Source organism: Wolbachia endosymbiont (group B) of Cyclophora punctaria (assembly GCF_964028235.1).
Lineage (GTDB): Bacteria > Pseudomonadota > Alphaproteobacteria > Rickettsiales > Anaplasmataceae > Wolbachia.
Genome location: NZ_OZ034749.1, coordinates 1,187,668 through 1,200,747, shown reverse-complemented (window position 1 = coordinate 1,200,747; position 13,080 = coordinate 1,187,668). Strand labels below are relative to the sequence as shown.

Here is a 13,080-nt window from a genome sequence, read left to right as displayed (position 1 = left end):
GGCATGAATTATCTGACAGAAGAATTGACAAAGTCAAAACCGATATCAGCATCCTGTTTAATGCTATCAATATTTTTCTGATAAGCAATATGCATACTATCAAAAAAGGTTTGCATAGGCATAGCAATATTTACCTGAATGTGGTCTAGATCTATTGTAAGAATGCACCCAATGGTCTACGTCTAACTGAAGTTCTGCCAAAGAGGTGTAAATTTTCTTTCTAAAGATAATATTGTAACATTCATCTTGCATAGTTCTATGGAACCTTTCACATATGCCATTAGTCTGTGGAGAACGAGCTTTGGTTCGAGAATGATCAATATTTTCTACCCCTAAATATAGCTGGTAAACGTGATTTTCAGGTCTGCCACAATACTCTGTACCACGATCCGTCAAAACACGTAGCAATGATACTTTCTGTTCATCAAAGAACGGTACTACCCTATCATTAAGAAGATCTGCAGCTGTGATAGCAGTCCTTTCTGTGTAAAGCTTAGCAAAAGCAACTCTGGAATAGGTATCAACAAAGGTTTGCTGGTAAATTCGTCCAATACCTTTGATATTACCAACATAATAACTGTCTTGGCTACCTAAGTATCCTGGATGCTCTGTTTCAATTTCTCCATGGGCCTCTTTATTCTTCCTTAGCCTTTTCTAGAGCTGTTATCTGTTCTTCTGTTAAAATGATACCATCCTGAGCTACTTTTGCTTCTAATGCCTTTAACCTCTTTTTAAAATTTTCAAGATCGTTTCTTTGCCACACTGATCTTATTCCACTTGCAGAGATGAGAATTCCTCTCTTTTTCAGTTCGTTTGCTGCTCTTTCTTGTCCGTATGCTGGAAACTCTATTGCTATTTCAACTACTGCTTTTTCTATATCCTCCGACACTCTATTTGCATACAATGGCTTGCTTTTGCTTATCTCGTGTAAAGCCTCTTCTCCTCCTGTTTCATACAGTTCTTTGAAGCGGTAAAATGTATCCCTTGAATATCCCATTACTTTACACGCCTGTGATACATTTCCTAATTGCTTTGCAAGTTCTAGCAATCCCAACTTTGGTTTTAGTATTTTTTCTTGTGTTGTATTCATATCTGACACTCCTTTAAAACTTGTTTATATTTTTATCTTACTTTGTTTGCTTGTCAGATCAAGTCTAAACTATTACACAAAAAACTACCTAATGTCTCAGTGATCCATAAAAATTTGAAGATATCTGCCTCTCTATCACCAAGGGTAACAAGTTGTACATTTGCAGGAAGGTTGTTTATGCTTTCTTTGAGAGCTGTTATCCACTTATAACTTTCTTTTTCTTCTATGGAGGTACGGTATTTCCTGTTTGCTTTTTCTTGTGCCGTTTCTTTTTCCCTAATAGAACGTGCCCAACATTGTTGAGAGATAGACCTAAAGGTAATCCGTCTTTGCTGACTATTAAGGCACTGTGCAACAGTAAACCCATTTTATGCTTCGTATAAGCTTTAGAAATACTACCTAGCCTCTTGGTTTTTATATGAGAGTCAAAATCCAAATAACTTGTATCTTGAACTGAAAAAACAAACTGATTTCCTTTCATTCTCTCCATAGTTTCTTTGTAATGGGAAGAATAAATTTCCTTATCCTTAAGCTTTTCATTGCTAAATAATCTGTATGCACCCTTAGCTTCTTTCCATCCACTACAGCTTTGATTCAGACGCCTTACCCTATATACAATAGCCTGTTTTAATAAGTCTCTTATTAAGTCTTGTATCTCCTAAATTAACGTGTTTTAACTCTCTTTCCAGCCATTTATCCCCTAAGCCATCAGTATATTGCACATTTGTACTTACTTCACTCATTTTAATCCCAAATTTATTTGGTATCCATTTTACTCACTTTTTTATTTGTGGGTAAAAGTGAGATTTAAATCCGATTGAGAAGTTCTGATCAAGCACGCCATAAGAAAGTCTCTACAAACCTTTTGGCCCAATATTAATTCGGCTATTGATTTTGTCTTTCAGAGTGCTCGAGCAGATCTTACTTCGGTTAGCTATAGCAGCTATAATGTGCTTGCAACAACTAATTCACTACGGCAACTGAACCGTGACAGTGTTTGTATTTTTTTCCAGAGTTACAAGGGCACTTGTCATTTCTTGAAACTTTTGGAAGTCTGCTATTTTTAGTAGAGCGTGACCTATTGCCTATTTCTTGATTGTCTAGCAACTTAAAGTGCGCTAGGCGGTGAATGGTAAGCTCCCTCCACTTTTCAAGCATCGACTCAAACATTAAGAAAGCTTCGCGTTTAAATTCATTCAGTGGGTCTTTTTGCCCCATGGCACGCAAATTTATGCTTTGTCTTAGGCTCTCTAAGACCGAAAGGTTCTCCCTCCATAAATGATCAAGTGTCATGATCATCACTTGTTTCACTATCGTATTCCACAAATCTGTAGTTTGTTGACTATTGAAATATTTTTCTTTCTCAGTAAAAAATTCTTGTATCTTGTCATTTATATAATCCAAGGCTTCTTGTTTATTCAAAAACTCTGCTAGATTAAGCGTTATCCCGTATCTTATGTGGAATTCTTTTGCAATATCTTCAACATAATCTTCGTAATAACCACTTTGTACTATACCTTCTATTATATCCTCATTTACTTCACTATATACTTCAACTAAATCATTGATTTCATTGTTTAAAATATGATTTCTCTGCTTAAAAATAACTTTACGTTGATTGTTGATTACATCATCAAACTTTAGCAAAGACTTCCGCACATCATAATTTCTAACTTCAACTTTCTTCTGTGCTTTTTCAAGTGCTTTATTAATCCATGGATGATGAATAGCCTCGTTGTTCTTTAGTCCCACTTTTTGCAAAAAATTCCTCATTCTATCAGAACCAAATATCCTCATTAAATCATCTTCAAGTGATAGAAAGAACTTAGAAAGTCCAGGGTCACCTTGGCGGCCAGAACGTCCACGTAATTGATCATCTATTCTCCTGCTTTCATGCCTTTCGGTTCCAATAACACATAAGCCACCAGCTTTTATAGCAATTTCCTTATCTTTTTTTACTCTTTCGACTATTTCTTGATATTTTTTTTCTCTTTCATCAGCATTTTTTATTTTCTCGAGCTCTATTTTTGCAATCATTTCAACATTTCCACCAAGCTGAATATCAGTTCCACGTCCTGCCATGTTTGTTGCTATAGTAATGCTGCCTGGTATTCCAGCTTGCGCTATTATATACGCTTCTTGTTCATGATAACGAGCATTCAATACTGAATGCTTAAGGGAATGGCTTTTCAAAAGATCGGAAAGTTTTTCAGAATTTTCAATACTCACAGTGCCAACAAGCACTGGTTGAAGACGTTTGTGACATTCCGCTATAAACTTCAATACAGCACTAAATTTTTCTTTTTCTGTGCCATAAATTTCATCATCAACATCTATTCTTTTAACAGGCACATTAGTTGGAATTTTTACTACATTTAATCTATATATATCACGAAATTCTTCTGCCTCTGTTGCTGCTGTTCCTGTCATACCAGAAAGTTTGTTGTACATACGAAAGTAGTTCTGAAATGTGACTGATGCTAAAGTTTGACTTTCATGCTGAATTTCAAGATTCTCCTTTGCCTCCAGTGCCTGGTGAAGACCATCAGAATATCTCCTACCTTCCATCATGCGCCCAGTAAACTCATCAATAATTACCACCTTACCGTTTTTCACTATATAATCTTTATCAGCAGTAAACAGCTTATGTGCACGAAGTGCTTGATCTATATAATGAGTCAGTATAATATTGCTAGTATCATAGAGCGAGGAATTTCCAGGAATGAGGTTATACGATTTTAGTAATTCCTCCACTCGTGAAATGCCATTTTCAGTGAGGAACACTGCTCTACTCTTTTCATCGACTTCATAGTCAGAATCAACTAATTTGATTACTATTTTATTGATATGCTTATATATCTGATTATTTTCCTCAAGTGGGCCAGAAATAATGAGCGGAGTACGCGCTTCATCAATCAGTATGGAGTCTACTTCGTCTACTATTGCATAATTGAATCCTCTCTGAACCATATCTTCTTGAGAAAATTTCATATTATCTCGTAGATAATCAAAGGCAAGTTCATTATTTGTTGAGTATACTATATCTGCGCTATAAGCCTTTTTTCTCTCGTCGTCTTTCAAATTATTTGTAATAAATGCAACAGAAACTCCAAGAGAATTATATAATTTACTCATCCACTCTGTATCTCGTTTTGCAAGATAATCGTTAACAGTTACGACGTGCACACCTTTTCCTTCTAAAGAATTTAGGTATGCAGCTAAAGTTGCGACTAGTGTCTTTCCTTCTCCTGTTTTCATTTCTGATATCATGCCATTATGGAGAACCATGCCACCAATTAGCTGAACGTCAAAATGCCTCATGTTAAGGAATCTTCGTGATGCTTCTCGTACAACCGCAAATGCAGGTACGAGAAGGTCATTTAGTGTTTTTCCATTTTTCAGTTCTTGTTTTAATTCCGCAGTTTTACTAGCAAGATCCTCATCAGATAAGCTCTGCATTTCTTGCTCTAGCGCATTAATCTGCTGAGCAATTTTTCTGAAAGATTTTATTATCTTCTTGTTCGTTGATCCAAATATCCTTTTTATAAAAAAAAGTGACAACGTAAAGATGAAGAATGTAAGAATAGTTGTTAAAACTAACGTAGAGTCTGGCATAAACTTAGGTAAAGTTTTATTTAATATGAGATTATATTACTAAACGTAACCTGCGGCAATTAGATTCAGAAAATCTTTATTTACAAACTAAGGAAAAGATTCTTGCAGATGAAATGTAAAAGAGTCTATTTATTTTATTAAATATTATAATTAATAATTAAACTTTCTTAATAAGTTATTAAAATAGTGTTAAGCTACATGTATAAAACGGTTAGTGGAGTTACAATGTTAAGCAATATTATAAAAGTAAAATTAGAGAAAAATAGTTGTCCTTTTGAAGAATTAGAAGAATTTTTTGCTTCTGTAATAGTTTAGACTTGATCTGACAAGCAAACAAAGTAAGATAAAAATATAAACAAGTTTTAAAGGAGTGTCAGATATGAATACAACACAAGAAAAAATACTAAAACCAAAGTTGGGATTGCTAGAACTTGCAAAGCAATTAGGAAATGTATCACAGGCGTGTAAAGTAATGGGATATTCAAGGGATACATTTTACCGCTTCAAAGAACTGTATGAAACAGGAGGAGAAGAGGCTTTACACGAGATAAGCAAAAGCAAGCCATTGTATGCAAATAGAGTGTCGGAGGATATAGAAAAAGCAGTAGTTGAAATAGCAATAGAGTTTCCAGCATACGGACAAGAAAGAGCAGCAAACGAACTGAAAAAGAGAGGAATTCTCATCTCTGCAAGTGGAATAAGATCAGTGTGGCAAAGAAACGATCTTGAAAATTTTAAAAAGAGGTTAAAGGCATTAGAAGCAAAAGTAGCTCAGGATGGTATCATTTTAACAGAAGAACAGATAACAGCTCTAGAAAAGGCTAAGGAAGAATAAAGAGGCCCATGGAGAAATTGAAACAGAGCATCCAGGATACTTAGGTAGCCAAGACAGTTATTATGTTGGTAATATCAAAGGTATTGGACGAATTTACCAGCAAACCTTTGTTGATACCTATTCCAGAGTTGCTTTTGCTAAGCTTTACACAGAAAGGACTGCTATCACAGCTGCAGATCTTCTTAATGATAGGGTAGTACCGTTCTTTGATGAACAGAAAGTATCATTGCTACGTGTTTTGACGGATCGTGGTACAGAGTATTGTGGCAGACCTGAAAATCACGTTTACCAGCTATATTTAGGGGTAGAAAATATTGATCATTCTCGAACCAAAGCTCGTTCTCCACAGACTAATGGCATATGTGAAAGGTTCCATAGAACTATGCAAGATGAATGTTACAATATTATCTTTAGAAAGAAAATTTACACCTCTTTGGCAGAACTTCAGTTAGACGTAGACCATTGGGTGCATTCTTACAATAGATCTAGACCACATTCAGGTAAATATTGCTATGCCTATGCAAACCTTTTTTGATAGTATGCATATTGCTTATCAGAAAAATATTGATAGCATTAAACAGGATGCTGATATCGGTTTTGACTTTGTCAATTCTTCTGTCAGATAATTCATGCCTGTCAGATCAAGTCTAAACTAAATGGTTTATCCTACTATGATTTTTCTATTTATTCAAGAAAAGATTATACTAATCATGCTATGAAAAATCCTGCACTAACTTAATTTAAGGCTCTAGCTCTATTATAAATTAAACATGATTTTCTCTTGTTGTTTCTAAATGAATTAATATTAATTTAGTATTGTATATTATTAGTAACTTAAATAGTATGACCACTTACAGCACTAAAAACCAGCAAGCGTGAGAATCTTTCGTTTTTGGATACATCGGTCTCACTCCTGTTAACCGATAAAATTCTTTGTCATTAAGATTATCTATTTGCTTAAGTTTCATACCCTGCTACAACTAATTATTGCACTCCTGAGCACTTTGATTCATCATTCTCTTTGTAAAAAACATTCCAAATTTCTCTTTACTTTTTCTGGGTAAGGTCAGTTGAAGACTACCCAATAAGTACGTAAAACAATTCATCTACTCGCTTATTATTATAGATGCTCTAGAAAAATTATTCTCTAGCTCGCTTTTTAAGTTTTTATACTCAGTAGTGTTTAACTCTTCATTGGTAATAAAGCTTTTCTTTATAGCTACTATATCACTTAATTCTGTGCTGCCATTTTGATGTTTACATGACCGATTTACATATAACCATGGAGAACTTATTTCAAAATTCAATTCTGCACAGTTTTTAATTGCAATATCTTTTATTACTTTATGCGTTTCACGAGTATAAGGAATACCTATAAAAATGTCTGACACTTGGTCAGAAACTGTATTTACAACATCATTAAGCGAATTATTTTCTAATATTAACACAAGCCCTAGGTTTGTCCTAAAAACTTTATTTTTTTGTTGTAATTCATACTTAATTGTAAGATCCCTTACATTACGCGAAGTAAGATCAGGCAATTCTAAGAATTTCTTTTCTTTGTTATTAAGATATGCTCCACTAATCATATAAAAAACAGAATCCCTTAACTGCTCGTTTGAGTAATATAACCCAGCACTTGCTAAGCTTATGGCTGATTCTCCTCGCAGAGTAAGCTGGCCATATTCGTTTACAACATTATCTTGTATAATTAATTCACTATGGGATATAATTTTTGAATTTTCAGCTTGTACAGGAGGGACTCTTGTGTAACCCGCTTCTTCAGAATCCAACACTAAAGCGATCCTATCAGCAATGTCTGGGAAAATACCTTGTACCATACTAACTTTATTGGTTGGATCAATCCAATATATTTTTCCGCCTTTATTTGTTACTCTGAGCATTACATGATTAAAATTAACCATATTAGGTAATGCTTCATAGTTAGAAGTATCAATAACTCCCCTCATAACTAGAATGGGTTGAACTTTATAACCAAGTTTTTGTAAGATAGCAGCCGCACTAACAGAAAAATCCTTACAATCTCCAGTTTGATAATCAGCAATTTTCTCTAAATCTCTTGGAAAAAATTGTCCCGACACTGTACGCCAATCTCCCGTGTATTGAATTTCCTCATTCAACAAAGAAGTAACAACGTCCATTTTTTCTTCATCAGTACTCTTATTTGCAGCAGATTCTGCTATGGCTGTGAAAATTATAGGAGTTGCTTGATTAATAACGCTATGATATCTAGGAGCTAATTTTTTAGCTAAATCCTCCCATTTAGATAGGCTTGACAGTGATACCCAAGTATAGTGCTTAAAATTCAATATTCCATTATGTGGCTCATTTATAAAACCTTCATAAATTGCCTTTTTTAAAATAATGCTTATAGAATGTACACCATTCTTTTTCTCCTCAGCGATCTTCAGTACGTTTCTTGGATCATTCACTCTAATCTCTAGAGGCAACTCAGAATTGATTTTAGTATTCTCTGCTTGAAAATACCGTCCATAATAAGAGATGATCAAGCCATAAAAATTATCAATAGGAACTTTTCTATGAATTTGTTTATGTTTAAAATATATTTCTGCACCAATTTTCACTTTAGGAAATGATATGGTTACTTGCCTTAGCTGATCGAAATCTTTAGGACCAGCCAATGACTTGTCCTCTATCATGTTTTTAGCGACTACATATTCCTTCCCATTGTAAGCTGTTTTAGCTTCTAAAATAGTAAGGTCTACACCATCACCATTATAAATAAAGCTGTATGGAGAGAATGCACTACGCCCATGTTCCTTGAGTACTTTTGCTTGGAATTCTGATTCTATTTCATAAGTACCATCCCCATTAATATTAATGGTACTACTAGAAATTTTCATCTCAATTGGAGCATCTTCATACTTAGTCCACCTTGCTTCAGCTGGAGGAGTTGTTATAAAAAACACTAACAATGGGTAGTCGAAAAAAATCAGAAAGGAAAGTTATTTTTTTACGACTAATAATATTATTTTATTGGTATGTATTTCAATATTTTTTATTGCTAAATTAACAATATAATCATTTTTACCTAACTAAAGACTATAACCATGAGAAGAGTTTCTCTTGGAATGGATCGGTCTACCATGTGTACCATACGAACTTTCTTACGTAATAGCTTTGTTATACCGTAAAATCATCTATACTAGCTTACTTTTGCTAAATTTATATACGAACTGTTTTGCCTAATTTTGTTGCAAAAATTTTAAGCTTCTATTTTTGTGGTCATGTTTTTACGCAACGCGTTCTCGCAAATATACGATGTTTTTATGTTTTTGAAAAAGTAAACATTCAAGATTTTTATGGCGCTAATTTTTAGTATGTTTCTATACTAATCAATCTAAAGTGGTTATTAATAATCTTATATAAAATGTAAAATTTTGACTTTTTTATTGAAATATTTAATAATTAAAGTATATCATTTAGTAAAAAGGAGACATTTATGATTTTAACATTAGAACAGTGGAAAGAGATACTAAATTCAAACGAGGGTAATATACTTGAAGCAATAAAAGAGGAATTAAAGGAAAAACATGAAGATATATATCAAGAGTGGGAAGAAAAAAACTTTAATGTAGATCATTTATTTGATGTATCACTTACCACAAATGATCGACAACTTAATCTAAAATCAACATTATTGCATATAGCTGCTTACAATGGCCACTTAGATATAGTTAAATACCTTGTAGACGAGAAAAAGGTTAGTCCTGATCAAAAAGCTAATGATGGCATAAATGCTTTACATTGGGCTGCTTTAAATGGTCACTTAGATATAGTTAAATACCTTGTAGACGAGAAAAAGGTTAGTCCTGATCAAAAAGCTAATGATGGCAGAACTGCTTTACATTGGGCTGCTTTAAATGGTCACTTAGATATAGTTAAATACCTTAGGGAAAAAGGGATTTATCCTTTATTAAAGGATAAGGGCGGTAAAACTCCAAGAGACCTAGCTAATGATGAAAATATAAGACAGCTTTTAAAAGAAGCAGAAACTAAACAAATAATTAGCAAAGCAATAAAAACTGGTGTTACTTTGAGTATTATAACTGCACTGACAGTAGGTATTGGATGTGGTATTGCCGGTGTTGAATTATCAATATTGGCTATAGCTGTAGCAGCTGCGTTAGTAATAGGAGTTATTGCTGGTGGTATTACATATTCAGTATCAAGGCCCAGTGATAAGCTAGATAAACCTGACTTAGAAGTAACTAACCAACAAGTATCTGAAAAAACCTGCTAACAAAAGCCCAAGCAGAAGATCTTTTACCTTCCTTCTGTATTTTTTGTTGGGAAAACTCTATTAAGTTAATAGCTTAAGATAATTTCTAAAAAAGTTATTCCAATGCTTATGATTTTTGGAGTATAATGAGTTTTTCTTCTGCAGTATTACATGTCAGCTGAATAGGGGTTATTGGAAGCATGTGGTGTTTCTGTTGGAGCATTTTGGGCTTTTTTGCTAGTTTCACATGTAGGTTAAGTATATTAAGATTCCTACTACTTTTATTGATATATTTATATAATTGAGTGTCAGTTTCTATGTGTAATAGTTTAGCTTGATCCCTCCATAGCAACTTCTTCTGCAATACTTTTAATTTTCTTGCACATACTCTTTCTGTTGCCTTTGTAAATTAAGACCATAAAATTTCTCCACTTGCTCACTCCACAGCATCGGTATTTCTCTCAAATCAACTAATTTCAAATCTCTTGGCTGCCTCCCATTTACTATGTCTTCTTTAATTCTCGGAGCTAAATAATTCAACCTTAAAATTTGCTGTATACGTCTTGTACCTATATTAATTTTGGCACTCAGCTCCTTCACACTTTCGTATTTTCCCTCTTCTAGTTGCCGTTTCCAGGAATGGGCTCTTACCACTGCTTTCAGTAATGCATTGTTTGTTTTACCTTCTGGTTCTACTACTGTGCATTTATTTCCTTTCTTCCTTATTGGTATAAACTTTTCCTCTGATTCAGAACTCACTTCTATTCCATCTTCCTTAACCATTACTCCCTTTATTAACTTTTTCACTATTTCTTTTTGCTTTCCAAAACTTAAATTTTTCCACTCTTCCGCTTTTTCTCCCCATTTTTCATATAAATCTTCTGCTCTCTTCATTACTTCTTTTTCCACTTCTCCAGCAACTATTGTTCGGTTCACTGATCCACAATCCTTCCCCCTTAAATGGTTATTGCACACATAATATCGGTACCTTTTATTTTCTTTTTTTGAGTATGTCAGCGTCATATTTACATCACAGCTCTTGCACTTAATTATTCCCTTTAGTAGCGCTTCCTCGTATTTCGCCTTTCTATATGGTTGATTCTTTATCAATTCCTGTGCTTTTTGCCATTTTTCTTCTTCTATTATCGCTTCATGTTTTCCTTCATATTGTTTCTCGTATAGTAAACATTGTGTTCTGCTAAACCGTATCTTGTAATCTTCTGATCGGTATAATTTTCTACTTTGTAGTTGTGAGTAATACTGAATCTTTCTAAAATTGGCTTGTGTTTTAAACTCCAATGTTGCCCTGAAAGTTTATCGTTTCCCAATACAAATTTATTTCCTTCTTCTTCTATGCTATCAACCGGAAAGCACGCATTTGTTTCTCCTAAGTTCCAACTGTCCGATAATACTATCTGCGCTTTAGCAAATTTAATCGATGGTAATAAGCTTTGAGTTAGAGGATACAGGGCTTTTAAGTTATACCACTGATAACTTCTTTCATAAATGCCTTTGTAATCCTTTGTGTGAGGCTCTGTTTCTCCAAGTACTGCTACATCTAAGCGATATATGTCATTACTAAATGCTTGCTCATAATGGTTACGTAGATAGTTTTCTATAATCCTAATAACTGGACCACTAGACCTGAAAAAATTTACTCTTCCAAATGATAACACTGGTCCATCTTTTTCTATTTTTACCCCTGAATAATCAGAAAGAAGATCTCCAAATAAACTCTCATCCAATATAAATCTCTGCACATTATAATAATCGTTAAAAATCCTCATCAATCTGGATCTTACAGGCAGTGATAGTTTTGCCAGCTCTACTACTGCATCTACGAAGAAGTCATTTGGTACCTCTTTTATCCCTACTTGCAACTCAAAAAAGTGTTTACCGGGTGGCTCTTCAATAATTGTAATATCTTCTATATTTGCCCATTTTAATGCTATTTTTAGTGATGCTGGAGTTCCTCTCAGTCTTTGAAATTTTACTCCTTCTACTACGGCTTTTCTTTTATCCTTTATCCAACGTAGAATTTCCCCCAATTCATATTCCTCAATCAACCACGGCAATGTTTCTTCTTTAAGATTAAACTTAAATCCTTTGATACAGCTTGGATCAACCTTATAATCTATTGCATCAACCAGTGCTTGCTCTTGCTTTGTTGCGTTTGGCGGTAATAAACTTTTCATTTGTCTTTTCTTTCAAGTTGCTTTAATTTCCTTTATTTAGGTAGCTTATGAGTAAGCAAGAGATCATTGCAGAACTGATCAAAAATAAAGATGTTCTTAATATCGAAAACACTTTCCTTAATATTTGACCATATTATCCATACTTTAAAAAACAAATTACAACTTCTGGAAGAAAATCGATACTTTCGTCTCCCTAACATCGGTCATTTTTATCCAGTAAACCACTTATTGCACGTAATCCTCTCACTGGTATGATTTCACAAAGCAAAAAAATACGTTTTAAATCCTATCTAACTTGACGTAGCCAAGCACTGCACACTCATTCCCCAGAACCACAACATCCTCTCTTGGCTCGATTAATTCTACGTTTTCTACACCCTCTACAAACAAATTTGCTATTATCCAAGATCTTGTAACATTCCATCCCAGCCTTCTATTTGCTTCAAACTTCTTAATGAACTGCTTCTTGATTTCCTCCTTCGATATTACAGGACTTATGCTCATTCTGCTGTGAATATCTATTTCCGTAATATTGCAACCAATTACTGTTACTGTATCTGTTAAAACCCTTATATCATCTCTAGTAACCTGCTTTTTTACAATTTCTAGTAGCTCTTCTGAAGCTATGCCAGTTGTGGATAATTGTGTTGATAAGATTGAAATTTGTACTTTCCCTGGTATAGGTGATTCCACTAGTGCATCTTTTACTCTACTATCTGCTGACAGTGCATAATACCTATAATACTCCTTGCTTCCACACGTGCTTGAGCCTACTATCTTTGCTTTAATTCTTTTTCTAAATCGTTCATCATCTTCTTCTTTCTGCCTCTCCACTCCATAAAACTCAGCCAAATTATCAAGATCTTCTCCCGTTGCAAATTTAAGTAAATTACTCTTTACTGCTTCATTTATCCTTTGTCTGAGCAAAAGTTCTCGCCATGCTGCTACCTCCAGAATCTTTATCGCTGGATCACTTTCAACTAATGCTGAAAAGGTTTCATCTCTATTTACTAACTCTTCCTTCATTCTTGAAAAGATTTTCTCAAAGTTCAGTGGTTCGATAATATTTGGCTGCTGCATC

7 protein-coding genes and 3 pseudogenes are annotated in these 13,080 nt (G+C 34.1%); 2 read left to right on the top strand and 8 right to left on the bottom strand.

Going from position 1 to position 13,080, the window contains the following annotated elements:
- Positions 1-8: 8 nt before the first annotated feature.
- The 4 genes and pseudogenes from ABWU33_RS05760 to secA all read right to left on the bottom strand — a co-directional run bounded on the left by ABWU33_RS05760 (position 9) and on the right by secA (position 4,705).
- Positions 9-1,090: pseudogene (locus ABWU33_RS05760) on the bottom strand (IS481 family transposase).
- Between the two features lie 223 nt (positions 1,091-1,313).
- Entirely contained in the window at positions 1,314-1,580 is a 267-nt protein-coding gene (locus ABWU33_RS05755; protein WP_353280589.1) for a hypothetical protein, read from the bottom strand.
- A 118-nt stretch (positions 1,581-1,698) separates the two neighbouring features.
- Entirely contained in the window at positions 1,699-1,833 is a 135-nt protein-coding gene (locus ABWU33_RS05750) for a transposase DNA-binding-containing protein (RefSeq protein WP_353280587.1), read from the bottom strand.
- A 220-nt stretch (positions 1,834-2,053) separates the two neighbouring features.
- Positions 2,054-4,705, bottom strand: coding sequence for a preprotein translocase subunit SecA (gene secA / locus ABWU33_RS05745; RefSeq protein ID WP_264337532.1), 2,652 nt, complete (start codon positions 4,703-4,705; stop codon positions 2,054-2,056).
- A 379-nt stretch (positions 4,706-5,084) separates the two neighbouring features.
- Here secA and ABWU33_RS05740 point away from each other — a divergent pair.
- Positions 5,085-6,166 (top strand): annotated as a pseudogene (locus ABWU33_RS05740) (IS481 family transposase).
- Positions 6,167-6,646: 480 nt separating this feature from the next.
- On the opposite strand, the gene ABWU33_RS05735 reads toward ABWU33_RS05740, so the two are convergent.
- Positions 6,647-8,491 (bottom strand): DUF3857 domain-containing protein, encoded by a 1,845-nt coding sequence (locus ABWU33_RS05735; protein ID WP_353280585.1) that lies wholly within the window; start codon positions 8,489-8,491, stop codon positions 6,647-6,649.
- A 533-nt stretch (positions 8,492-9,024) separates the two neighbouring features.
- On the opposite strand from ABWU33_RS05735, the gene ABWU33_RS05730 reads away from it, so the two are divergent.
- Entirely contained in the window at positions 9,025-9,825 is an 801-nt protein-coding gene (locus ABWU33_RS05730; RefSeq protein WP_353280584.1) for an ankyrin repeat domain-containing protein, read from the top strand.
- A gap of 348 nt (positions 9,826-10,173) precedes the next feature.
- Here the strand turns inward: ABWU33_RS05730 and ABWU33_RS05725 are convergent.
- The 3 genes and pseudogenes from ABWU33_RS05725 to ABWU33_RS05715 form a co-directional block, all read right to left on the bottom strand.
- Positions 10,174-10,983: pseudogene (locus ABWU33_RS05725) on the bottom strand (zinc ribbon domain-containing protein); the annotation flags it as partial.
- Positions 10,947-11,999, bottom strand: a complete 1,053-nt coding sequence (locus tag ABWU33_RS05720) for a phage tail protein (protein WP_353280582.1) — start codon at positions 11,997-11,999, stop codon at positions 10,947-10,949. The pseudogene ABWU33_RS05725 and the gene ABWU33_RS05720, both read right to left, overlap by 37 nt.
- Positions 12,000-12,278: 279 nt before the next feature.
- Positions 12,279-13,079 carry a baseplate J/gp47 family protein gene (locus ABWU33_RS05715; RefSeq protein ID WP_353280580.1) on the bottom strand — a complete coding sequence of 267 codons (801 nt, stop codon included), beginning with the start codon at positions 13,077-13,079 and terminating at the stop codon, positions 12,279-12,281.
- Position 13,080 lies beyond the last annotated feature (1 nt).

Coding starts and splice junctions, on each gene's coding strand:
- ABWU33_RS05715 (WP_353280580.1), bottom strand. CDS start 13,079: ATGCAGCAGCCAAATATTATCGAACCACTGAACTTTGAGAAAATCTTT.
- ABWU33_RS05750 (WP_353280587.1), bottom strand. CDS start 1,833: ATGAGTGAAGTAAGTACAAATGTGCAATATACTGATGGCTTAGGGGAT.
- ABWU33_RS05755 (WP_353280589.1), bottom strand. CDS start 1,580: ATGGAGAGAATGAAAGGAAATCAGTTTGTTTTTTCAGTTCAAGATACA.
- ABWU33_RS05730 (WP_353280584.1), top strand. CDS start 9,025: ATGATTTTAACATTAGAACAGTGGAAAGAGATACTAAATTCAAACGAG.
- secA (WP_264337532.1), bottom strand. CDS start 4,705: ATGCCAGACTCTACGTTAGTTTTAACAACTATTCTTACATTCTTCATC.
- ABWU33_RS05720 (WP_353280582.1), bottom strand. CDS start 11,999: ATGAAAAGTTTATTACCGCCAAACGCAACAAAGCAAGAGCAAGCACTG.